The 22,227-nt window shown below is 53.2% G+C and carries 22 protein-coding genes and 1 other annotated feature; of the genes, 5 read left to right on the top strand and 17 right to left on the bottom strand.

Annotation, left to right across the window (positions count from 1 at the left end; genetic code table 11):
• Positions 1-13 precede the first annotated feature (13 nt).
• Complete coding sequence (ribF, locus tag OGX93_RS13320) at positions 14-952, bottom strand: bifunctional riboflavin kinase/FAD synthetase (protein WP_012134153.1); 939 nt, start codon at positions 950-952, stop codon at positions 14-16.
• A gap of 25 nt (positions 953-977) precedes the next feature.
• Positions 978-1,178: a DUF2575 family protein gene (locus OGX93_RS13315; protein WP_049008862.1), complete on the bottom strand. Its 201-nt coding sequence runs from the start codon at positions 1,176-1,178 to the stop codon at positions 978-980.
• Positions 1,179-1,280: 102 nt separating this feature from the next.
• On the opposite strand from OGX93_RS13315, the gene rpsT reads away from it, so the two are divergent.
• Positions 1,281-1,544, top strand: coding sequence for a 30S ribosomal protein S20 (gene rpsT / locus OGX93_RS13310; protein ID WP_001518655.1), 264 nt, complete (start codon positions 1,281-1,283; stop codon positions 1,542-1,544).
• A 97-nt stretch (positions 1,545-1,641) separates the two neighbouring features.
• Here rpsT and nhaR read toward each other — a convergent pair whose 3' ends face one another.
• The 4 genes from nhaR to dnaK all read right to left on the bottom strand — a co-directional run bounded on the left by nhaR (position 1,642) and on the right by dnaK (position 7,094).
• Positions 1,642-2,538 (bottom strand): transcriptional activator NhaR, encoded by an 897-nt coding sequence (gene nhaR, locus OGX93_RS13305; RefSeq protein ID WP_012134154.1) that lies wholly within the window; start codon positions 2,536-2,538, stop codon positions 1,642-1,644.
• A 68-nt stretch (positions 2,539-2,606) separates the two neighbouring features.
• A complete protein-coding gene (nhaA, locus tag OGX93_RS13300) occupies positions 2,607-3,773 on the bottom strand; it encodes a Na+/H+ antiporter NhaA (RefSeq protein WP_012134155.1) in 1,167 nt (388 codons plus the stop codon).
• A gap of 183 nt (positions 3,774-3,956) precedes the next feature.
• Positions 3,957-5,090, bottom strand: a complete 1,134-nt coding sequence (dnaJ, locus tag OGX93_RS13295; protein ID WP_047463780.1) for a molecular chaperone DnaJ — start codon at positions 5,088-5,090, stop codon at positions 3,957-3,959.
• A gap of 87 nt (positions 5,091-5,177) precedes the next feature.
• On the bottom strand, positions 5,178-7,094 hold the full coding sequence (gene dnaK, locus OGX93_RS13290; protein WP_012134158.1) for a molecular chaperone DnaK: 1,917 nt from the start codon (positions 7,092-7,094) through the stop codon (positions 5,178-5,180).
• 401 nt (positions 7,095-7,495) lie between these two features.
• On the opposite strand from dnaK, the gene satP reads away from it, so the two are divergent.
• Positions 7,496-8,062: an acetate uptake transporter gene (satP, locus tag OGX93_RS13285; RefSeq protein WP_012134160.1), complete on the top strand. Its 567-nt coding sequence runs from the start codon at positions 7,496-7,498 to the stop codon at positions 8,060-8,062.
• Between the two features lie 34 nt (positions 8,063-8,096).
• Here the strand turns inward: satP and OGX93_RS13280 are convergent, their stop codons facing one another.
• From OGX93_RS13280 to tal, 3 genes are all read right to left on the bottom strand, one after another.
• Entirely contained in the window at positions 8,097-9,404 is a 1,308-nt protein-coding gene (locus tag OGX93_RS13280) for an MFS transporter (RefSeq protein WP_286449873.1), read from the bottom strand.
• Positions 9,405-9,528: 124 nt separating this feature from the next.
• Entirely contained in the window at positions 9,529-10,116 is a 588-nt protein-coding gene (gene mog / locus OGX93_RS13275) for a molybdopterin adenylyltransferase (protein WP_012134162.1), read from the bottom strand.
• Between the two features lie 113 nt (positions 10,117-10,229).
• Complete coding sequence (gene tal / locus OGX93_RS13270) at positions 10,230-11,183, bottom strand: transaldolase (RefSeq protein ID WP_012134163.1); 954 nt, start codon at positions 11,181-11,183, stop codon at positions 10,230-10,232.
• A gap of 285 nt (positions 11,184-11,468) precedes the next feature.
• On the opposite strand from tal, the gene OGX93_RS13265 reads away from it, so the two are divergent.
• A complete protein-coding gene (locus tag OGX93_RS13265) occupies positions 11,469-12,899 on the top strand; it encodes an alanine/glycine:cation symporter family protein (protein WP_024130724.1) in 1,431 nt (476 codons plus the stop codon).
• A 77-nt stretch (positions 12,900-12,976) separates the two neighbouring features.
• The gene (yaaA, locus tag OGX93_RS13260; RefSeq protein WP_199971779.1) at positions 12,977-13,753 is read left to right on the top strand and encodes a peroxide stress protein YaaA; all 777 of its coding nucleotides are present in this window, start codon (positions 12,977-12,979) and stop codon (positions 13,751-13,753) included.
• 98 nt (positions 13,754-13,851) lie between these two features.
• Here yaaA and OGX93_RS13255 read toward each other — a convergent pair whose 3' ends face one another.
• The 7 genes from OGX93_RS13255 to yjjY form a co-directional block, all read right to left on the bottom strand.
• The gene (locus OGX93_RS13255) at positions 13,852-14,142 is read right to left on the bottom strand and encodes a DUF2502 domain-containing protein (protein ID WP_012134167.1); all 291 of its coding nucleotides are present in this window, start codon (positions 14,140-14,142) and stop codon (positions 13,852-13,854) included.
• Between the two features lie 237 nt (positions 14,143-14,379).
• Positions 14,380-15,666 carry a threonine synthase gene (gene thrC, locus OGX93_RS13250; protein WP_071257499.1) on the bottom strand — a complete coding sequence of 429 codons (1,287 nt, stop codon included), beginning with the start codon at positions 15,664-15,666 and terminating at the stop codon, positions 14,380-14,382.
• 3 nt (positions 15,667-15,669) lie between these two features.
• The gene (gene thrB / locus OGX93_RS13245) at positions 15,670-16,599 is read right to left on the bottom strand and encodes a homoserine kinase (RefSeq protein WP_286449874.1); all 930 of its coding nucleotides are present in this window, start codon (positions 16,597-16,599) and stop codon (positions 15,670-15,672) included.
• A 1-nt stretch (position 16,600) separates the two neighbouring features.
• Entirely contained in the window at positions 16,601-19,063 is a 2,463-nt protein-coding gene (gene thrA, locus OGX93_RS13240) for a bifunctional aspartate kinase/homoserine dehydrogenase I (RefSeq protein WP_049010533.1), read from the bottom strand.
• 25 nt (positions 19,064-19,088) lie between these two features.
• Positions 19,089-19,209: a sequence feature (Thr leader region), on the bottom strand.
• Positions 19,145-19,210: a thr operon leader peptide gene (thrL, locus tag OGX93_RS13235; protein ID WP_060815970.1), complete on the bottom strand. Its 66-nt coding sequence runs from the start codon at positions 19,208-19,210 to the stop codon at positions 19,145-19,147. It overlaps the preceding feature by 65 nt.
• Positions 19,211-19,422: 212 nt before the next feature.
• Positions 19,423-20,109, bottom strand: a complete 687-nt coding sequence (locus OGX93_RS13230; RefSeq protein WP_110494700.1) for a tRNA/rRNA methyltransferase — start codon at positions 20,107-20,109, stop codon at positions 19,423-19,425.
• A gap of 398 nt (positions 20,110-20,507) precedes the next feature.
• Positions 20,508-20,648: a YjjY family protein gene (yjjY, locus tag OGX93_RS13225; RefSeq protein WP_001541509.1), complete on the bottom strand. Its 141-nt coding sequence runs from the start codon at positions 20,646-20,648 to the stop codon at positions 20,508-20,510.
• Between the two features lie 95 nt (positions 20,649-20,743).
• Here yjjY and arcA point away from each other — a divergent pair, with 95 nt between their 5' ends.
• Positions 20,744-21,460 carry a two-component system response regulator ArcA gene (gene arcA, locus OGX93_RS13220; RefSeq protein ID WP_001194359.1) on the top strand — a complete coding sequence of 239 codons (717 nt, stop codon included), beginning with the start codon at positions 20,744-20,746 and terminating at the stop codon, positions 21,458-21,460.
• Between the two features lie 109 nt (positions 21,461-21,569).
• On the opposite strand, the gene creA is transcribed toward arcA, so the two are convergent.
• Complete coding sequence (gene creA / locus OGX93_RS13215) at positions 21,570-22,040, bottom strand: protein CreA (protein WP_024130725.1); 471 nt, start codon at positions 22,038-22,040, stop codon at positions 21,570-21,572.
• Positions 22,041-22,227: the final 187 nt, after the last annotated feature.

Raw genomic sequence — 22,227 nt, 5'->3', positions numbered from 1 at the left:
ACTCGTATAGGCATTAAGCCGGTTTTGATAGCCCAAAAAAATCGCGGGCAGTTAACTCATCACGCGCAATCTGCGCTTTTAGTTCATCCAGCGACGCGAATCGCTGTTCGTTGCGTATTTTTTTACGCAGTATTACATCTATATGGCGACCATAGAGGTCCATTACAACGTCCAGCAGATGCACTTCTAACTGTTGGCGTACGCCTGCCACTGTCGGACGCGTGCCGATATTGGCAACGCCAGGCATGGGTTTATCACCCAGCCCCATCACTTCCACCGCATAAACCCCTTTTACCGGGGAGACCTGACGACGCAGCGGTAAATTCGCCGTCGGGAAACCAATGGTGCGCCCTAACTCATCGCCGTGGACGACACGCCCGGAGATGGTAAACGGATGCCCCAGCAAACTTTCAGCCAGCGGCAGGTTGTCCTCCGCCAGCGCCTGACGCACGGCCGTACTGCTGATGCGTACGCCACCTTCGCAAAAGGTCTGCGTGTTGGTGATGTCAAAACCGTACTCCGCTCCGGCTTTCTGTAATAACAAGAAATCGCCTTCGCGACCAGCGCCAAAACGGAAATCATCACCGACAGCGAGGAACCGCACGCCGAGACGCTTCACCAGCAGATCGCTGATAAAGTTTTGTGCGGTCAGGGCGGCAAAGCGGCGATCGAAGCGTACGCACAGCACGTAGTCCACGCCGCATTCCGCCAGGTAACGCAGTTTTTCCCGCAGGCGGGTCAGGCGCGCAGGGGCCTTTTCCGTAGCGAAGAGTTCCAGCGGCTGCGGTTCGAAAATCATTACCATCACTGGTAAACCCCGCTTGCGCCCTTCTTCCCGCAAGCCCTGCAGCAATGCACGATGGCCACGATGCACACCGTCGAAATTACCAATAGTCAGCACACACCCATGCGGGGCCTGACTGAGATTATGTATGCCGCGTATCAGCTTCATGTCTGGCTCAAAACAGTGAAAATCGTCAGAGTATACCTTGTACAGCGGTCAAGGTTAACCGACGATTGCCCCTGTGAAACATAAAGAAGATTGTTTTCATTGTTATGGGGCAAATCAGAACAAGAAACTGCCCATTCAATGTAATTTTTATCGTGGAAAAGCTGTATTCACGACCCGCAAGCTGGTAGAATCCTGCGCCATCACTACGTAACGAGTGCCGCCATATTAACGGCGCTTATTTGCACAAATCCATTGACAAAAGAAGGCTAAAAGGGCATATTCCTCGGCCTTTGAATTGTCCATATAGAACACATTTGGGAGTTGGACCTTGGCTAATATCAAATCAGCTAAGAAGCGCGCCGTTCAGTCTGAAAAGGCTCGTAAGCACAACGCAAGCCGTCGCTCTATGATGCGTACTTTCATCAAGAAAGTATACGCAGCTATCGAAGCTGGCGACAAAGCTGCTGCACTGAAAGCATTTAACGAAATGCAACCGATCGTGGACCGTCAGGCTGCTAAAGGTCTGATCCACAAAAACAAAGCTGCACGTCATAAAGCAAACCTGACTGCACAGATCAACAAACTGGCTTAATCGCCCGCTTGTTATCAGCTTTGTAAAAAAGCCCGCGCAAGCGGGTTTTTTTATGTCTGCCGGATGGCGGGCAAACGCCTTATCCGGCCTGTAGCGCTTACCCTTTGTGGCTAAATAGCGCCGAATAATCCGCGTGACAAATACGCTGTACGGCCGGGTGCTGAATCATCCTCTCGGCAAAAATGGCGTGATACTCTTCCATGACGTTTTCCACACGGCCAATCTCAACGATCGACTCATCGGCGTAAAAGTCATGCGCATAGAGCGTCGGCGCGACGAAAATCGCATTGTGGGTAGCGCCAAACGCTTTCATCAGCGCCGCATCATCAAACTCGCCGAGGATTTCGACATTTAAGCCCTGCGAATTAAACCAGTTTAATAATTTGCGACCGAGCATAGAGCGACGGCCAGGGATCAGCAGCCGACGCTCTTCCAGACACGCCGGGAAGGGTTTTGCAGGCAGTGGTTTCGTACACCAGAAGCTCACGCTGCATTCACCTATCTTCACCGAAAACAGCCCTTCCTGCTGGGTAGAGTCGATTGGGCAATCCGAGATAATCATATCCAGCTTATGCTGGCTAAGCTGCTCAAGCAGCATCTCATGGGTGGATTCAAAACAGCGCAAATGAATTTGTTCGTCGTCAACCACGGCCGCGTCCAGCACATTGCTGACCAGACGTTTTGACAACGCATCCGCCACGCCGACATCAAACAGCAGGTTAGACTCTTTGCGGTAGTTAACGATATCCAGCATTTCCTGGCTTAAGGTAAACATTTTGTCCGCATAGCGAAACACCAGTTCCCCTAATTCACTGGGCTCCAGCCCACGCCCTTTACGCTTGAATAATTTTCCCTGCAAGCGCTCCTCAAGGGCTTTGATCTGACCGGTGATGGTTTGCGGCGTCAGGTAAAGCGCTTCTGCCGCCCCGACAACGGAACCTTCTTTATACACATGCCAAAAGTAATAAAGGTGGTTGTAGTTAATATGAGACATGCTCACTCCTCTCCCTGATCTGTGTCGCAAGGGGGCCACATCAGCCCCCCCCAACCCTCTGTCCCCACTCAGACCACCGGGCTTAAACGTGTACGTAACCAGCTGTAGCCGATCACTGCCGAAAGCAGAGAACCAATCAAAATCCCCAGCTTCGCCCAGTTAATCAGTGCCGGATCTACACTACCAAACGCCAGACTGGCGATGAAAATCGACATCGTAAAACCGATCCCGCACAGAATACCGACCGCCATTATTTGCTGAAAACGTGTTCCTTCCGGCAGCTTCGCCAGTTTGAGACGCAGCGCCAGCCAGCAAAACAGGCTAATCCCCAGCGGTTTACCGATCAGCAACCCGGCAATGATTCCCAGCGGGAGTATTGAGGTCAGCCCGTCAAGCGTCACCCCCTGTAGCGAGACGCCCGCATTGGCGAAGGCGAACAGCGGCAGAATCAGATACGCCACCCACGGGTGCAGCACATGTTCCAGACGCTTCGCCGGAGAACGACCATGCTTCTCCTTCAATGGGATAAAGAAACCGACGATCACCCCGGCAAGAGTGGCATGGACGCCAGATTTCAATACGGCAGTCCACAGCACCACGCCGACCAGGATATAAACCCCTGTTCGTCTGACATCACACAGGTTCAGCACGGCCAGAAGCACAATCGCAAATGCCGCAACTCCCAGCGAGACCATCGAAAGATCGCTGGTGTAGAACAGCGCAATGATCACAATCGCGCCCAGGTCGTCAATAATAGCCAGCGCCATCAGGAATATCTTCAACGCCAGCGGCACCCTGCTGCCCAGCAAGGCCAATACGCCCAGCGCAAAAGCAATATCCGTTGCCGCCGGGATCGCCCAGCCTTCACGCGTAATCGGGTCGGAATAGTTAAAAGCCAGATAGAGCAGCGCCGGAACAATCATGCCGCCAATGGCGGCAATCACCGGAAACGCCGCCTGACGTAAACTGGCAAGCGAGCCCTGCATAAGCTCGCGCTTGACCTCCAGACCAATCAGCAGGAAAAATACCGCCATTAGCGCGTCGTTGATCCACAGCAGCATATTTTTGTTGATCTCAAGCGCCCCAACCCGCAGCTGAACGGGCGTCTCCAGAAAGGCGTGATACCATCCGCTGGTGAATCCGCTGTTCGCCATCAGCATAGCCAGCACGGCGGCGATAATGAGAATGATGCCCCCGGAGGCATCACTGCTAAAAAAACGATGCAGGTGTTTCACTTTTTATTCTCTCAATATAATCAAACCTCGTGGCGTCTATCTTACCTCGCATGATCTATCGTTAAAATTAGATTATTTATGGTGAAATGTTCGGTTTTTACGAAATAAAATCATCACCGCCGACAAACAAAAAAGCCCGGGATTGTGCAATCCCGGGCTTTTTATGCAATGTAACAGCGGTGATTAACGCGTCAAATCATCGAAAAACTTCTTCACGCCGTCGAAGAAACTCTTCGAACGCGGGCTGTTTTTCTCGCCTGTCGGGCCACCGAAGCTTTCTTGCAGATCTTTCAGCAACTGCTTCTGCTTCTCGTTCAGACCTACCGGCGTTTCGACCACAACACGGCACAGCAGATCGCCCTGCGCGCCGCCGCGTACGGATTTCACGCCTCTTCCGCGCATACGGAACAGCTTGCCAGTTTGCGTTTCGTGCGGCACTTTCAACTTCACACGGCCATCCAGCGTCGGGACTTCAATCTCGCCACCCAGCGCTGCCATTGCAAAGTTAATCGGCACTTCGCAATACAGGTTGTTGCCTTCACGCTCGAAGATCGGGTGCTGCTTCACCTGCACCTGAACGTACAGATCGCCCGCTGGCGCACCATGCTCGCCCGCTTCACCTTCGCCGGAGAGACGAATACGATCGCCGGTGTCCACACCCGCCGGGATTTTAACCGACAGGGTTTTGGTTTTCTCTACGCGGCCATGACCGTGGCATTTGTTGCACGGATCTTTAATCAGCGTACCGCGCCCCTGACAGTGCGGGCAGGTTTGCTGCACGGCGAAGAAGCCCTGACGCATCTGCACCTGGCCGGAACCATGACAGGTTGGACAGGTCTGCGGCTGAGTACCTGCTTTCGCACCGCTGCCGTGGCAAACGTCGCACTCTTCCAGCGTCGGAATACGGATCTCTTTGGTCACGCCACGTACGGCTTCTTCCAGGGTGAGATCCATGTTGTAACGTAAATCAGCACCACGCGCTGCGCGCTGACGACCACGTCCGCCGCCAAAGATATCGCCGAAAACGTCACCAAAGATATCGCTGAAGTCAGCGCCGCCGCCGAAGCCGCCGCCAAATCCACCACCGCCCTGTTCAAACGCGGCGTGCCCGTACTGATCGTATGCCGCACGTTTTTGCGCATCGGTCAGAACTTCGTAGGCTTCCTTGATCTCTTTGAACTTGGCCTCGGCCTCTTTATCACCCTGGTTACGGTCCGGGTGATATTTCATGGCCAGGCGCTTGTACGCCTTTTTGATTTCACGCTCTTCCGCTGTTTTGGAAACGCCTAAAATCTCGTAATAGTCTTGCTTAGCCATCTTGTTTTTATCTGCCCCTAACATGCGTGCACGGGCGGAGAGGAACCCTCTTCGCCCGTGCCAGTATTTTACCCGTTCAAAGGGCGATTATTTTTTGTCTTTCACTTCTTCAAACTCAGCGTCGACAACATCGTCATCTTTCGCGTTGTTTGCAGAAGCGTCAGCGCCGCCAGCCTGCTGCTGTGCATGCTGCTGCTGAGCGATTTCCATCAGTTTCTGGGAAGCCTGCGCCAGTTCCTGCATTTTCGCTTCGATAGCCGCTTTGTCTTCACCTTTCAGCGCCGTTTCCAGCGCGCTCAGTGCAGACTCGATAGCCGTTTTGTCGTCTGCCGGTAACTGATCGCCCGCTTCCTCAACCTGCTTACGCGTGCTGTGCAGCAGATGGTCGCCCTGGTTGCGCGTCTGAACCAGCTCTTCGAACTTACGGTCAGATTCTGCGTTCGCTTCAGCATCGCGAACCATTTTCTGAATTTCGTCCTCGTTCAGACCAGAAGAAGCCTTGATGGTGATCTTCTGCTCTTTACCGCTGTTTTTGTCTTTCGCGGAAACGTGCAGGATACCGTCAGCATCGATATCAAAGGTGACTTCGATCTGCGGCATACCGCGCGGCGCCGGGTTGATGCCATCCAGGTTGAACTGACCCAGAGATTTGTTATCAGACGCGCGTTTACGCTCACCCTGCAACACATGGATGGTTACCGCAGATTGGTTGTCTTCAGCGGTAGAGAACACCTGGCTGTGTTTGGTCGGGATAGTGGTGTTTTTGCTGATCAGCGCCGTCATTACGCCGCCCATGGTTTCGATACCCAGAGACAGCGGGGTAACGTCCAGCAGCAGAACGTCTTTCACATCACCGGTCAGTACGCCGCCCTGCACCGCTGCGCCGATAGCAACAGCTTCGTCCGGGTTAACGTCTTTACGCGGTTCTTTACCAAAGAACTCCGCCACTTTTTTCTGCACCATCGGCATACGCGTCTGACCACCAACGAGGATAACGTCGTTGATATCAGATACGGACAGGCCAGCATCCTGCAACGCGACTTTCAGCGGCTCGATGGAACGGTTCACCAGGTCTTCGACCAGGCTTTCCAGTTTCGCGCGAGTCACTTTGATGTTCATGTGTTTCGGACCGGTAGCATCTGCGGTGATGTACGGCAGGTTCACGTCGGTCTGCTGTGCGGAAGAAAGCTCAATTTTCGCTTTCTCTGCCGCTTCTTTCAGACGCTGCATCGCCAGCGGGTCGTTACGCAGGTCAATGCCCTGATCTTTCTTAAATTCTTCAACCAGGTAGTTGATCATACGGCTGTCGAAGTCTTCACCACCCAGGTGAGTATCACCGTTGGTTGCCAGAACTTCGAAGGTTTTTTCGCCGTCAACTTCGTCGATTTCGATAATAGAGATATCGAAAGTACCACCACCGAGGTCGTAAACCGCGATAGTACGGTTGCCGACTTCTTTATCCAGACCATAAGCCAGCGCGGCGGCGGTCGGTTCGTTGATGATACGTTTTACTTCCAGACCTGCGATACGACCGGCATCTTTCGTTGCCTGACGCTGAGCATCGTTGAAGTAAGCAGGTACGGTGATAACAGCTTCAGTTACCGGTTCGCCCAGGTAATCTTCTGCGGTTTTCTTCATTTTTTTCAGCACTTCAGCAGAGATCTGCGGCGGTGCCATTTTCTGACCTTTCACATCAAGCCATGCGTCGCCGTTATCAGCGCCGATGATTTTGTACGGCATGATGGAAACGTCACGCTGAACTTCTTCGTCCTGGAAGCGGCGGCCAATCAGGCGTTTAATCGCAAACAGGGTGTTTTGCGGGTTTGTCACTGCCTGACGTTTAGCCGGCTGACCAACCAGAGTTTCACCATCCTGGGTATAAGCAATGATAGAAGGCGTGGTGCGATCGCCCTCGGCGTTCTCCAGCACACGTGCAGTTGTGCCATCCATAATCGCTACACAAGAGTTGGTAGTACCCAGGTCGATACCAATAATTTTACCCATCTAAACGTCTCCACTAAAAATTCGGTCATCATGTGGTTGTGAATCTGTAATAAGGGCGAAACGTGCGGTTTCAACTACCCTGAATCGTTTTTTTTCAGACTCACTCACTGCGGTTGACTACAAGATGGGGTCGTAACCCACGTCATCAAGGGGGGCATGAAAAATTTTTTTTGCGAAAAACGATAATTTTCTTCACCGGGCATATGGAAAACACCTCTGCCGGCGCAACGGTTAAGCCTTTTTCTTCCGTGATCGTCATCACAAGGGGAAATATTTCATTTTCCCCCTATTAGATCATAGACAGCCTCTATTCCCCTGATTATCATGCCGCGCCCCGAATACGGTATCGGTTGTTCGGGGAAACTATTTCACCATTCGATTAATGATGATTTTGAGGAATTATGGGCAACACTAAGTTGGCTAACCCGGCTCCGCTGGGCCTGATGGGCTTCGGCATGACCACCATTCTGCTTAACCTGCACAACGCGGGTTTCTTCGCTTTAGACGGCATTATTCTGGCGATGGGCATTTTCTACGGCGGTATCGCGCAAATTTTTGCTGGCCTGCTGGAATATAAAAAAGGCAACACCTTCGGCTTAACCGCATTTACCTCTTACGGTTCTTTCTGGCTGACGCTGGTCGCGATCCTGTTAATGCCGAAAATGGGTCTGACAGAAGCGCCGAACGCGCAGTTCCTGGGCGCCTACCTGGGGCTGTGGGGCGTGTTCACACTGTTCATGTTCTTTGGCACGCTGAAAGCCGCTCGCGCGCTACAGTTTGTCTTCCTGAGCCTGACCGTACTGTTCGCCCTGCTGGCCTTCGGCAACATCGCGGGTAACGAAGCGGTGATCCACGTTGCGGGTTGGATTGGCTTAGTGTGTGGCGCCAGCGCCATTTACCTGGCGATGGGCGAAGTGCTGAACGAACAGTTTGGCCGCACCATCCTGCCAATCGGTGAAGCGCACTAATCTTCCGTTATCCCCCCGACCGGGGGGATAATTTTTACAGCTGTTGTAATTCTGCCTGCACATCCGCATCGCGATAATAAATATCCTGTCGCAACCAGATGCCCAACCCCAGCCCCACCAGTGACAACGCCAGCACATACCAGGCCGGCGCCATTGGCGACACGCCCATCAACATGGTGACCGCAATTGGCGTCAGGCCACCAAAAATGGCATACGAGACGTTGTAAGAAAAAGAGATGCCGGTGAAACGCACTTCCGCCGGGAAGGCTCGCACCATTACGTACGGCACCGCGCCAACAACACCAACACACAGCCCCACCAGCCCGTATAATAAAAACAACTGCTCGGGATGCGCGCCAGACAGGTGATAGAAGATCCAGCTTGAGCAGGCCAGCAGAAAACTGCCTACAATAAAGGTTTTGCTGGCGCCAACCCGATCGACAATGAACCCTGCCAGCAGGCATCCCACGCACAGCATAATGGTCGCCACGCTATTTGCCTGTAAAGTTAACGCGGGCGCAAACCCGTACTGCTTTTGCAACCAGACCGGCGACATCAAAATCACGACGACAATGCCGGCCGATAACAACCAGGTCAGCAGCATCGAAATCGCCACCGCTTTTTTATGTTTCACCACTACCGCTTTGACGGGCAATTCCTGCGCGAGCGTTTTGCGCTGCTGCATTTCAAGGAAGATGGGCGTTTCCTGCAACCAACGACGTAAATACATCGCAATCAGACCAAATACGCCGCCGAGCAGGAAGGGAATACGCCAGCCATAATCATGCACCGCCTGCTGGGTCATACTGGTATTCACCAGCGTCGCCACGACAGAGCCAAGCAGGATACCGACCGTCAGTCCCGCAGTCAGCGTGCCGCAGGCGATGCCGATACGGCGCTCCGGCACATGTTCAGCCACAAACACCCACGCTCCCGGCACTTCGCCGCCAATCGCTGCGCCTTGCAAAATACGCATCAGCAGCAATAACAACGGCGCAAGGATGCCCATTGAGGCGTAAGTCGGCAGCAGGCCAATCGCCAGCGTTGGAACAGCCATCAATAGAATACTCAGGGTGAACATCTTCTTGCGCCCTACCAGATCGCCAAAGTGCGCCATGATAATGCCGCCCAGCGGGCGCGCCAGATAACCGGCGGCGAAGATCCCAAACGTCTGAACCTGACGAAGCCACTCAGGAATATCAGCGGGGAAAAACAGTTCGCCCACAACCGCTGCGAAGAAAACAAAGATGATGAAGTCGTAAAACTCGAGCGCGCCGCCGAGAGCGGCAAGTGAAAGAGTCTTATAATCCTGGCGATTCAGAGGTCGTGTGTGTTGTGACATAGCAAACCATGAGTCAGTGGAGTTATTGAGGGCGCTTATCGATATGTGTAAATCAAAAATTACTATATCGTAAACAATTCAATACTCCACCACCTGCGTAATTTATGTCACAGAAAGGCCAACTTCAGGCGTTTATGTCGCGTCTGGCATTTTTCGGGCGGAAAGATGCTACCACTTCCGCTGCGGTTTCCACATAAGGCCCTTCAAGCAACTGTACACAATACGGTACGCTTGCGAAAATTCCCGGCACAACAACCTTACCCTCGGCATCTTTCACCCCTTCCAGGGTCTCTTTGATGGATTTTGGCTGCCCCGGTAAGTTCAGGATCAGCGCCTGCTTACGGATCACGCCAACCTGGCGGGAAAGGATCGCCGTAGGAACAAAGTGCAGGCTGATCTGGCGCATCTGCTCGCCAAAGCCGGGCATTTCTCTGTCGGCGACGGCCAGAGTCGCGTCAGGCGTGACATCACGACGCGCTGGCCCCGTACCGCCCGTCGTCAGTACCAGGTGACAGCTCATTTCATCCACCAGCTCACACAGCGTTTGCTCAATGATCGCCTGCTCATCCGGGATCAGTCGGGTTTGTACGTCAAAAGGGGTGGTCAGCGCGGAGGCCAGCCACTCTTCAAGAGCAGGAATGCCTTTATCCTGGTATACGCCGCTGGACGCGCGGTCAGAAATGGAAACTAAACCAATACGTAAGGTGTTCATGATTATTCCGTCTAAACAGTCTCGTTAAACAGAATGATACACTGCAAAGGAAAGGACAGACAGGTTTCAGAAGAGGTAGCGTGACCAGAAACCTGTCTGGTCACGCCGAATGATTACAGCAGATCGCCGATCATTTTTTCCAGTTTTTCCTGGTCAATAGCAAACTTACGGATACCGTCCGCCAGTTTGTCTACCGCCATCGGGTCCTGGTTGTGCTGCCACAGGAACTCAGACTCGGTGATGCGTTCTGGACGCGCTTTCACTTCGCCAGAGAAGGACAGTTTACGTTCGATAGCGCCTTCGCTTTCCGCCAGCTCTTTCAGCAGCGCCGGAGCGATAGTCAGACGATCGCAACCCGCCAGCTCCAGAATTTCACCGACGTTGCGGAAGCTCGCGCCCATCACCACTGTCTCATAACCGTGCTGTTTGTAGTATTCGTAGATTTCCGTAACGGAAACCACGCCCGGATCTTCTGCCGGAGCGTACTCTTTCTTGTCGGTATTGGCTTTGTACCAGTCAAGAATACGGCCCACGAACGGAGAGATCAGGTATACGCCCGCTTCCGCACAAGCACGCGCCTGCGCGAAGGAGAACAGCAGAGTCAGGTTACAGTTGATACCTTCCTTTTCCAGCTGTTCAGCAGCACGAATCCCCTGCCAGGTAGACGCCAGTTTGATCAGGATGCGATCGTTGCTGATGCCCGCGTCGTTGTAGAGCTTGATGATGCGTTTTGCTTTGGCGATAGACGCGTCGGTGTCGTAAGACAGACGAGCGTCAACTTCGGTGGAGATACGGCCCGGAACCAGTTTCAGGATCTCCAGACCAATGTTCACCGCCAGCTTGTCGGCCGCGTCAACAATCTGCTGCGCGCGATCGCTGCTCTGCTGTTTCGCCCAGGCAACGGCATCGTCAATCAGCTTACGGTATTCCGGGATCTGTGCTGCGTTAAGAATGAGAGAAGGGTTGGTTGTGGCATCCTGCGGCTGGTACAGCTTCATTGCCGCGATGTCTCCGGTGTCGGCCACCACGGTGGTGAACTGACGAAGGGAGGTCAATTTGTCCGTCATGATAGTGTTTCTCTTTAAACAGCTTGTTAGGGGGATGTAACCGGTCTGCCTTGATGATAACACGACGCACTCACAGCGCAACCGCAGACAATGCGGTTATCCCTCTCCCCTCTTTGTTTGCCCCTTTTCAGCCCCTCGCCACGGCTGCGCGCAATTAAAGGATATTGCCATATAGTATGGTAGACTCCCCCCATTCAATAGCCTGACAGGGTCTATACTGTTCGTGAATTGGTAACGCTTACACTGGAACCCAAAAGCGTACCGGCATCAACAAGAGGGATGTTAATGCCTGATTTCTTCGCCTTTATTAATGAAATACTCTGGGGTTCGGTAATGATCTACCTCCTGCTTGGCGCAGGTTTTTGGTTTACTTACCGTACCGGATTCGTTCAGTTTCGCTATATCCGCCAGTTTGGCAAAAGTCTTAAAAACAGCATACATCCCCAGCCGGGCGGGCTTACGTCATTTCAGGCGCTGTGTACCAGCCTTGCCGCGCGTATTGGCAGCGGCAACCTGGCAGGCGTTGCGTTGGCCATCGCCGCAGGCGGGCCAGGCGCCGTATTCTGGATGTGGGTATCTGCGCTTATCGGCATGGCGACCTCGTTTGCCGAATGCTCTCTGGCCCAGCTCTACAAAGAGCGCGACAGCACAGGACAGTATCGCGGCGGCCCGGCATGGTATATGGCGCGTGGTCTGGGTATGCGCTGGATGGGCGTTCTCTTCGCGATTTTCTTACTCATTGCGTATGGTCTGATTTTTAATAGCGTACAGGCGAACTCCGTCTCGCGGGCGCTCGCTTTTGCCTTTGACATACCGCCCATTATCTCCGGTATCGTGCTGGCGCTGGCGGCCTTTTTTGTCATCGTTCGCGGCATTAAAGATGTCGCAAAACTCATGCAATGGTTCGTCCCTGCGATGGCCCTTCTGTGGACGCTCACCGGTTTAGTGATTTGCCTCTGGCACATCGAACAGCTGCCCGACATTATCGCGTCGATTGTGAAAAGCGCATTCGGCTGGCAGGAAGCCACTGCCGGGGCGGCTGGGTATACGCTCAGCCAGGCGATTACCAGCGGTTTCCAGCGCGGCATGTTCTCCAACGAAGCGGGAATGGGTTCTGCGCCTAACATTGCGGCCGCCGCTTCATCCTGGCCGCCGCACCCTGCCGCGCAGGGAATTGTGCAGATGATCGGCGTCTTTACCGATACCATTATTATCTGCACCGCCAGCGCGATGATTATTCTGCTGGCAGGCAATGGCGCCTCGCATATGCCAACAGAAGGCATCCAGCTGGTGCAACAGGCAATGATTTCACTGACCGGCGAATGGGGCGCAAGCCTTGTCGCGTTTATTGTGGTGTTGTTCGCCTTCAGCTCGATTGTCGCCAACTACGTTTACGCCGAAAATAACCTGATTTTTCTGCGTCTGGACAGTCTGCGAATGCGCTGGGCGCTGCGTATTGTCACCGTCGGGATGGTCGTGGCGGGCACGTTACTCAGCTTTCCGCTCGTCTGGCAGTTGGCCGACATTATTATGGCCTGTATGGCCATCACCAACCTGACGGCGATTCTGCTGCTCTCGCCAGTGGTGCATACGATCGCCAGCGACTATCTGCGACAGCGTAAGCTCGGCGTACAACCCGTATTCGACCCGTTCCGCTACCCTGAAATTGAGCAGCAACTGGCGCCGGATACATGGGATGAGTTGCCGCGTCACTAGCGCGGCAATCACAACCATCGATCAAATCGGTCGGTTTTTTTGCTAAAGTCGCGGTAAATTTCCTGCAAGGACTGGATATGCTGATTCTGATTTCACCTGCAAAAACGCTCGATTACCAAAGCCCGCTGGCCACGACGCGCTATACGCGGCCTGAACTGCTGGATTACTCCCAGCAGTTGATCCGCGAGGCGCGCAAGCTCTCGGCGCCGCAGATTGGCAAGCTAATGGGCATTAGCGACAAACTGGCCGATCTGAATGCCACCCGTTTTCATGACTGGCAGCCTGACTTCTCCCCTGAAAACGCCCGCCAGGCGATTCTGGCGTTTAAAGGCGACGTCTATACCGGACTACAGGCGGAAACGTTCAGCGAAGCCGATTTTGATTTCGCGCAGCAGCATTTGCGTATGCTTTCCGGGTTGTACGGCGTCCTGCGTCCGCTGGATCTGATGCAGCCTTACCGTCTGGAGATGGGCATTCGCCTTGAGAACGCCAAAGGGAAAGACCTTTATCAGTTCTGGGGCGATGTGATTACCGATAAGCTGAACGAAGCGCTGGCTGCGCAAGGCGATAAAATCGTCATCAACCTGGCCTCGGATGAATATTATAAATCCGTGAAGCCGAAGCAGCTGAATGCGGAGGTTATCAAGCCCGTGTTCCTTGACGAGAAAAACGGCAAATTCAAAGTTATCAGCTTCTACGCCAAAAAAGCGCGCGGCCTGATGAGCCGTTACATCATTGAAAACCGGCTGACGAAGCCGGAACAGCTCACCGCATTTAACAGCGAAGGCTATTTCTATGATGAGCCAGCGTCAGGAAAAGGCGAACTGGTGTTTAAACGCCACGAGCAAAACTGATGCCCTGAAGCGCAGGCCGAATAAGACGCCTTTTGTCGCTATCCGGCGCTAAAATCGCATAACTGCCTGATAGCGCTATGCTTATCAGGCTTGCGTACTTAATGGCGGTGGTCGTCGCGGCGATCATCATGACGATGCTCGTCATGCTTATTATGATGCGGTTGCGGACGTGGTCCATGCGGCTGCCAGCGGTTTTCTCGCCACTCATAATGCTTCTGCCACCAGCCGTGGTCGCGCCAGTGACCGCCATCCCAGTAGTTGCCGTGGTTATCGCGATCGCCAATCTGAAGTTTAACTGCCGGTACGAGAGTAATTTCGGCAGCCTGTGCTGCGAGGGGAGCCACCAGCATCATGGAAAGTGCAAGAAGCACGGGTTTCAACTTGTTCATGAGGTACTCCTTTTTACCATTGCCCGATTTGGGTCGATGAAAGGAGATTACTTGATGAGAACGCGGGTTGTTATTCTCTGCAATCCTAATCTCTAAGTTACCGCATTTATTGAGAATTACTCCTTTTTACCTGCTAAATTTCTCCTTATTTTCTCCATAAAAAAGCCGGATGGCGGCTAACGCCTTATCCGGCCTACAATAGCTACAATAGCCCCGAAGCGCCACCGGGCACAACCGTTAGCCGCGTGTCATCATCAGCTTACGCAATTCGGCAAAATCGGCAGGCAGATTATGCGAGAGCAGCGGCAGATCGGCACGATCCGCCAGCTCTTTTGGCAGATCCAATGTTTCACCAAGAATCGCCTCCACACTCTCTTTGAATTTCGCCGGATGCGCGGTCCCGAGGAACAAGCCATACTCCCCCGGATGCAGCTGATCACGCAGCGCGCGGTACGCCACGGCAGCGTGCGGTTCAGAGGTATAACCTGCCGCTTTCAGTTCGCGCATGGTCTCCTGCGTCGTCTCATCGTCAACCGCAGCGTAGCCCAGCTCCGTCAGACGCCAGATTTTACGGCGGAACAGCTCTTCCACGCGCGGCCAGTTATTGGGCTGGCTGACATCCATCGCGTTCGACAAGGTAGCCTGCGTCGCTTTCGGCGACCACTGCCCCTCTTTCAGGAAGCGCGGCACCGTATCGTTGACGTTAGTGGCGGCGATAAAGCGTTTCACCGGCAGGCCGAGCGACTTCGCCAGCAGCCCCGCCGTCAGGTCGCCAAAGTTACCGCTGGGCACGGAGATCACTAACTGATTACGCGCGTCCTGCGGCAGTTGAGCGACCGCTTCAAAGTAATAGCAAATCTGCGCCAGCAGACGGCTGATGTTGATGGAGTTCGCCGAATTCAGCCCCAGCGCCGCCTTCAGTTCTTCATCATCAAACGCCTGTTTTACCAGCGCCTGGCAGGCATCGAAATCACCGTCAATCGCAACCGTTTCGATGTTGCCGCCCAGCGTACAGAACAGTTTTTCCTGCAACGGGCTGATCTTGCCGCGTGGGTAGAGGATCACGACGCGTACATTTTTCAGACCGTAGAATGCGTGAGCAACTGCCGCGCCGGTATCGCCAGAGGTCGCCGTCAGGATAGTCACCGGTTTGTCGCCGCTGATGTGCGTCAGCATTTGCGCCATAAAGCGACCGCCAAAATCCTTAAAGGCCAGCGTCGGGCCGTGGAACAACTCCAGGCACCCGACATCGCCTTCCACCTGACGCACCGGCGCCGGAAAAGCGAATGCCTCGCGGACGCGCTCTTCTAAGATTTCCTGCGGGATCTCATCCCCGATAAACGCGGAAAGGATCTTTGCGCTACGACTCACAAAGTCCTGATTCAGCATCTCATCAACTTCAGTCAGGCTAAATTCCGGCAGGTCGTGCGGGAAAAAGAGCCCCTGATTCTTGCCAAGCCCCTGCGTAACGGCCTGCGCAAAGCTGACCTGCTCATTATGATCTTTCAGATTGTAGAGTTTCATTGTTTATCCCAGTACTCGTGCGCCCGCCGTATCCAGCTGACAAATATGAACAAAGCCTTCCTGATTTTGCAGGTAATTTTTACCCAGCCAGCCTGCTACACGCTGCGCCGTATCCGGCTTATCACAGAGCGCGAAAAGCGTCGGCCCGGACCCGGAAATACCGCTGGCCAGCGCGCCAATTTCCGCCACCGCCTGACGCGCCTGGCTGAAGCCCGGCAGCAGACGAGCGCGGTACGGTTCGGCAATCACATCCTTCATCAGCTTCGCAGCAAGCTGCGGCTGACGGGAATAGCAGGCATGAATAAACCCGGCCAGATGCCGCCCGTGGGCGATACAGTCCTGACGGCGATACTGCGCGGGTAAAATCGCCCGCGCTTCAGCCGTCGAAACTTTAATCCCCGGATAGGCCAGTACCCACAGCCACTCATCAAATCCTGGCACCTGCTGGCTGATAATGCCGTTTTCTTCGATCATCAACTGCATGCCGCCGAGAAAGCACGGCGCGACGTTATCGTAATGAATGCTGCCAGAGATACGCCCTTCCAGTTCCCCCATGATCGCCAGCAGACGCGTGTCGTTCAGCGGTTTGCCACAGAACTCATTCATCGCCACCAGCGCGGCGACTACGGAACAGGCGCTGGACCCTAACCCGGAACCAATCGGCATGTTCTTTTCCAGCGTCATCGCCACCGGTATCTGTTTACCCAACTCCTGGCAAAAACGCTCCCAGCACTGATAAACGATATTTTCACGCGGCGCTGACGGCAGCTTGTCGGCAAAACGCCCTAAATTATTCAGCGTGAAGCTTTCTGCCGCATCCACCGAGACCACATCGCCCAGCAGTGAGCCATCAACCGGCGTGACGGCCGCCCCAAGCACATCAAATCCGACGCTCATATTGGCACTGGAAGCCGGAGCATAGACTTTCACCATTTTAGACTCCTAACTTCCATGAAAGGGTGCGCAGCAGATCGGCAAAAACACCCGCCGCCGTCACATCGTTCCCCGCACCGTAACCGCGCAGAACCAGCGGCAGCGGTTGATAATAGTGACTGTAAAACGCCAGCGCGTTCTCCCCGTTTTTCACTTTAAACAGCGGATCGTTGCCGTCAACCTCGGCGATCTTCACGCGACACACGCCGTCGTCTTCAATGTTGCCAACATAGCGCAATACTTTGCCTTCATCACGGGCTTTCGCCACGCGGGCGGCAAACGCGTCGTCAAGCTGCGGCAGATTGGTCATAAACGTGGCGACATCGCCGGAATCGTCGAAACCTTCCGGCAGCACCGGCTCAATCACGATATCGGACAGTTCCAGCTCACGTCCCGTTTCACGAGCGAGGATCAGCAATTTGCGCGCCACATCCATCCCGGAAAGATCGTCACGCGGATCGGGTTCGGTATAGCCCAACTCGCGCGCCATCGTGGTCGCGGCCGAAAGGCTCATGCCTTCATCCAGCTTGCCGAAAATAAAAGAGAGCGATCCAGACAGGATGCCGGAGAAGTGTTGCAGTTCGTCACCCGCGTTCAGCAGGTTTTGCAGGTTCTCGATAACCGGCAAGCCCGCGCCTACGTTGGTGTCGTACAGGAACTTACGTCGGGATTTCGCTGCGGCAAAACGCAGTTGATGGTAGTAATCCATCGACGACGTGTTGGCTTTTTTGTTCGGCGTTACCACATGGAAGCCTTCACGCAGGAAGTCGGCGTATTGATCCGCCACCGCCTGGCTGGAGGTACAGTCAACAATAACCGGGTTAAGCAGGTGATACTCTTTCACCAGGCGAATTAAGCGCCCTAAATTAAACGGTTCTTTCGCTTCCGCCAGTTCCGCCTGCCAGTTATCCAGGTTCAGGCCATGCACATTGGTCAACAGCGCTTTCGAATTCGCCACGCCGCAGACGCGCAGGTCGATATGCTTGTTTTTCAGCCAGGACTGCTGGCGTTTCAGCTGCTCAAGTAACGCGCCGCCAACGCCGCCAACGCCGATAACGAACACTTCAATCACCTGATCGGTATTGAACAGCATCTGGTGGGTAACACGCACGCCCGTTGTGACGTCATCGTTATTCACGACCACCGAAATCGATCGTTCGGACGAGCCCTGCGCAATCGCGACAATATTGATATTCGCGCGCGCCAGCGCCGCAAAGAACTTCGCCGAGATGCCGCGCAGCGTGCGCATACCGTCGCCAACCACCGAGATGATCGCCAGACGTTCAGTCACCGCCAGCGGCTCCAGCAACCCTTCTTTCAGTTCCAGGTAGAACTCATCCTGCATTGCACGCTGGGCCCGCGCGCAGTCGCCCTGCGGTACGCAGAAACTGATGCTGTATTCAGAAGAGGATTGCGTGATCAGCACCACGGAGATCCCCGCGCGGGACATTGCCGCGAAGACGCGCGCCGCCATCCCGATCATCCCTTTCATTCCTGGGCCGGAAACGCTGAACATCGCCATATTGTTCAGGTTCGAGATCCCTTTCACCGGCAGTTCGTCTTCATCCACGCTGGCGCCGATCAGCGTACCAGGGGCTTGCGGGTTTCCGGTGTTTTTAATCAGGCATGGGATTTGGAACTGAGCAATGGGGGTGATGGTGCGAGGATGAAGGACTTTGGCGCCGAAGTAAGAAAGCTCCATCGCCTCCTGATAGGACATCGACTTCAGCAACCTGGCGTCCGGCACCTGGCGCGGGTCACAGGTATACACGCCGTCAACGTCAGTCCAGATCTCACAACAGTCGGCGCGTAAGCAGGCAGCCAACACCGCAGCGGAGTAATCAGAACCGTTGCGGCCCAGCACGACCAGCTCGCCTTTTTCGTTACCGGCGGTGAAACCTGCCATCAGCACCATGTGGTCAGCCGGAATGCGGCCCGCCGCGATACGGCGCGTAGATTCGGCGATATCAACGGTCGATTCGAGGTAATGCCCGACCGCCAATAATTTTTCGACCGGATCGATAACCGTCACGCCATGACCGCGCGCTTCCAGCAGGCCAGCCATGATCGCGATCGACATCTTCTCGCCACGGCAGATCAGCGCAGCATTGATGCTATCCGGGCACTGGCCCAGCAGGCTGATTCCGTGCAGGATATGTTTGATTTGCGCAAATTCTTGCTCAACGAAAACTTTCAACTGCGCCAGCGGGAACCCCGGCTGAGCGGCTGCAAGACCCGTAAGAAGTTCGGAAAAAATACGTTCGGCATCGCTGATATTCGGTAAAGCATCCTGACCGCTGATGGTCTTTTCAATCATCGCCACCAGATGGTTAGTAATTTTGGCGGGGGCAGAGAGAACAGTCGCTACCTGCCCCTGCCTGGCATTGCTTTCCAGAATATCGGCAACACGCAGAAAGCGCTCTGCATTTGCCACTGATGTACCGCCGAACTTCAACACTCGCATGGTTGTTACCTCGTTACCTTTGGTCGAAAAAAAAGCCCGCACTGTTCAGGTGCGGGCTTTTTTCTGTGTTTCCTGTACGCGTCAGCCCGCACCGTTACCTGTGGTAATGGTGATGGTTGTGGTAATGGTGGTGCTGATGCGATTCATGGATGTTGTGTACTCTGTAATTATTATCTGTCTGTCTTGTATCTTTAAAGGGTTAAAGTATCTCGTGACCTAAGTCAATAAATTTTTAATTTGATCACATTCCGCAACATGTTCACGAGCTGCTGCTTGCGCATTTATTTTCAACCAATACGGAATGAAGTAACCTCTTGAAACCAGATTTAAAATCTTACATTAAGTAATTTAACAAGATTTTATTTTGTTATATTTTTCTCAATATCATGCAATAAACGGTGCAGCATGGCCGTGTCGCGCTGCCCTGACAGCCCCAGTCGTTGTTGCAGCCAGTCCGCCAGTTTGATGTCATCAGCAACATCCAGCGTCGCCAGTAACTGCGAAACGCGTGTGCGTAACGCCTGCAATTGCGGCGCGTCAGTCGCCTCTGTTTGTTTCGCCGGTTGTTGCATTAAGCCTGCTAATTGATAGCAATACACCATTACCGCCTGCCCTAAATTGAGTGAAGGATAATCAGCAACCATTGGCACGCCGGTTAAAACGTCCGCCAGCGCCAGTTCTTCGTTCGTCAGGCCCGAATCTTCCCGGCCAAAAACCAGCGCCGCATGGTTCATCCACTGCGATTTTTCCTGCAACAGCGGCAGCAGTTCTGCGGGCGTTGCGTAGTAGTGGAACTTCGCGCGACTGCGGGCCGTGGTGGCGACAGTGAAATCAACATCGTGCAGCGCTTCCGCCAGCGTTGGATAAACACTAATATTATCAATAATATCAGCGGAACCATGTGCGACCCAACGGGTCGCCGGCTCCAGGTGCGCCTGGCTGTCGACAATACGCATATCGCCAAAACCCATCGTCTTCATTGCCCGTGCCGCCGCGCCAATATTTTCCGCTCTGGCAGGCGCGACCAGAATAATTGTTACACGCATTTCGATTCTCTTTTTGACCAGCCGCTGGCAATAATGTGACCAATGTCAACATATTACGCAGCACGAATTTACAATTTTTTAACGAAAATCGTTGAAAAACCATTTCACATTCAGTAAAAGGCACTAAACTATTTCTTATCTTTACTATTGCGTTTTATGTTAAGAAATACTACATATCCTTCTGTTTATTTAGGATAATTTAATTTAGAATGAATCACACCTATTGGATTCATTACATTTATTAGTTGGCATGCGCAACTAGTTGGATTATTGCAAATTTGTGATGAACGCTAGCATTTGGATACGATGATTTCATCAAACTGTTAACGTGCTACAATTGAACTTGATATATGTCAACGAAGCGTAGTTTTATTGGGTGTCCGGTACGTCTTAGCCTGTTATGTTGCTGTTAAAATGGTTAGGATGACAGCCGTTTTTGACACTGTCGGGTCCAAAGGGAAAGTACCCACGACCAAGCTAATGATGTTGTTGACGTTGATGGAAAGTGCATCAAGAACGCAATTACGTACTTTAGTCATGTTACGCCGATCATGTTAATTTGCGACATGCATCAGGCAGGTCAGGGACTTTTGTACTTCCTGTTTCGATTTAGTTGGCAATTTAGGTAGCAAACATGCAGACCCCGCACATTCTTATCGTTGAAGACGAGTTGGTAACACGCAACACGTTGAAAAGTATTTTCGAAGCGGAAGGCTATGATGTATTCGAAGCGACAGATGGCGCGGAAATGCATCAGATCCTCTCTGAATATGACATCAACCTGGTGATCATGGATATCAACCTGCCAGGGAAAAACGGTCTTCTGTTAGCGCGTGAACTGCGCGAACAGGCTAACGTTGCGTTGATGTTCCTGACTGGCCGCGATAACGAAGTCGATAAAATCCTCGGCCTCGAAATCGGCGCAGACGATTACATCACCAAGCCGTTTAACCCACGCGAACTGACTATCCGTGCGCGCAACCTGCTGTCCCGTACCATGAATCTGGGTACGGTCAGTGAAGAGCGCCGTAGCGTCGAAAGCTACAAGTTCAACGGTTGGGAACTCGACATCAACAGCCGTTCTTTGATCGGCCCAGATGGTGAGCAGTACAAACTGCCACGCAGCGAATTCCGCGCCATGCTTCACTTCTGCGAGAACCCGGGCAAGATCCAGTCTCGTGCAGAACTGCTGAAGAAAATGACCGGTCGCGAGCTGAAGCCGCATGACCGTACTGTTGACGTGACTATCCGTCGTATTCGTAAGCATTTCGAATCCACGCCGGATACCCCGGAAATCATCGCGACCATTCACGGTGAAGGTTACCGTTTCTGCGGTGATCTACAGGACTAATCGGTTACCACCGGCAGCAAAAACGGCGCAAAACGCGCCGTTTTTTATTGTCTGTCAATGACTTATCCGACCATAACGGGAATCACTTCCAGATGACGCGTCAGGAACGTTACCGCCACGGCATAACGGGCACCGCGCTTATGGCATTTTTTGGCGACCCTTCAACGACCTTGTCAGAATAGGCCAGATACGCCAGCGTATTGCGTTTGGCATCATAAAAACGCACGACCTGTAATTTTTTAAACACCAGCGACGTGCGTTTCTGGAAAACGACATCCCCTTGCGCTTTCCCGTTCTTAATTTTATCGCTCAGCTCAATCGGCCCTACCTGCTGACAGGAGATCGCCGCGTCGGAGGTATCTTCAGCCAGTCCCAGACCGCCTTTAATCCCCCCCGTTTTCGCCCGACTTACATAGCACGTCACATTTTTGACGTCGGGATCGTCAAACGCTTCGACGACGATTTTATGGTCAGGCCCAAACATTTTAAATACGGTATCGACGGAACCCACCTGTTCTGCATGCGCAAACTGCCCCAGCATCAACAGAATTGAGGAAAGTATTAAGCTCTTGTATTTCATATTGTTACCATTCATAAAAGTTACACTGCGCAATTATTCGACACGTCTGGATAAACTGTTTACAGATCACAGGATTAGAATAATCATGCTTTAGTGTGCCCCAAAAAAGCACAGATGAGCAAAAAAAACACCGAATGCTAAAACAGCAAAAAATGCTATTATCCACTTACCTGATGTCAGGTGCTCG

The sequence above is a fragment of the Citrobacter sp. CK195 genome (assembly GCF_030333365.1).
In the GTDB taxonomy this organism is placed as follows: domain Bacteria; phylum Pseudomonadota; class Gammaproteobacteria; order Enterobacterales; family Enterobacteriaceae; genus Citrobacter_B; species Citrobacter_B koseri.
The sequence above is the reverse complement of the archived record's forward strand: the minus strand, read 5'-3'. Positions and strand labels throughout refer to the sequence as shown.

Bases quoted from the DNA above. Each gene is read 5' to 3' on its own strand.
- ribF (WP_012134153.1), bottom strand. From the start codon at position 952: ATGAAGCTGATACGCGGCATACATAATCTCAGTCAGGCCCCGCATGGG.
- nhaR (WP_012134154.1), bottom strand. From the start codon at position 2,538: ATGTCTCATATTAACTACAACCACCTTTATTACTTTTGGCATGTGTAT.
- dnaJ (WP_047463780.1), bottom strand. From the start codon at position 5,090: ATGGCTAAGCAAGACTATTACGAGATTTTAGGCGTTTCCAAAACAGCG.
- dnaK (WP_012134158.1), bottom strand. From the start codon at position 7,094: ATGGGTAAAATTATTGGTATCGACCTGGGTACTACCAACTCTTGTGTA.
- satP (WP_012134160.1), top strand. From the start codon at position 7,496: ATGGGCAACACTAAGTTGGCTAACCCGGCTCCGCTGGGCCTGATGGGC.
- OGX93_RS13280 (WP_286449873.1), bottom strand. From the start codon at position 9,404: ATGTCACAACACACACGACCTCTGAATCGCCAGGATTATAAGACTCTT.
- mog (WP_012134162.1), bottom strand. From the start codon at position 10,116: ATGAACACCTTACGTATTGGTTTAGTTTCCATTTCTGACCGCGCGTCC.
- tal (WP_012134163.1), bottom strand. From the start codon at position 11,183: ATGACGGACAAATTGACCTCCCTTCGTCAGTTCACCACCGTGGTGGCC.
- OGX93_RS13265 (WP_024130724.1), top strand. From the start codon at position 11,469: ATGCCTGATTTCTTCGCCTTTATTAATGAAATACTCTGGGGTTCGGTA.
- yaaA (WP_199971779.1), top strand. From the start codon at position 12,977: ATGCTGATTCTGATTTCACCTGCAAAAACGCTCGATTACCAAAGCCCG.
- OGX93_RS13255 (WP_012134167.1), bottom strand. From the start codon at position 14,142: ATGAACAAGTTGAAACCCGTGCTTCTTGCACTTTCCATGATGCTGGTG.
- thrC (WP_071257499.1), bottom strand. From the start codon at position 15,666: ATGAAACTCTACAATCTGAAAGATCATAATGAGCAGGTCAGCTTTGCG.
- thrB (WP_286449874.1), bottom strand. From the start codon at position 16,599: ATGGTGAAAGTCTATGCTCCGGCTTCCAGTGCCAATATGAGCGTCGGA.
- thrA (WP_049010533.1), bottom strand. From the start codon at position 19,063: ATGCGAGTGTTGAAGTTCGGCGGTACATCAGTGGCAAATGCAGAGCGC.
- OGX93_RS13230 (WP_110494700.1), bottom strand. From the start codon at position 20,109: ATGCGTGTAACAATTATTCTGGTCGCGCCTGCCAGAGCGGAAAATATT.
- yjjY (WP_001541509.1), bottom strand. From the start codon at position 20,648: ATGACTAAAGTACGTAATTGCGTTCTTGATGCACTTTCCATCAACGTC.
- arcA (WP_001194359.1), top strand. From the start codon at position 20,744: ATGCAGACCCCGCACATTCTTATCGTTGAAGACGAGTTGGTAACACGC.
- creA (WP_024130725.1), bottom strand. From the start codon at position 22,040: ATGAAATACAAGAGCTTAATACTTTCCTCAATTCTGTTGATGCTGGGG.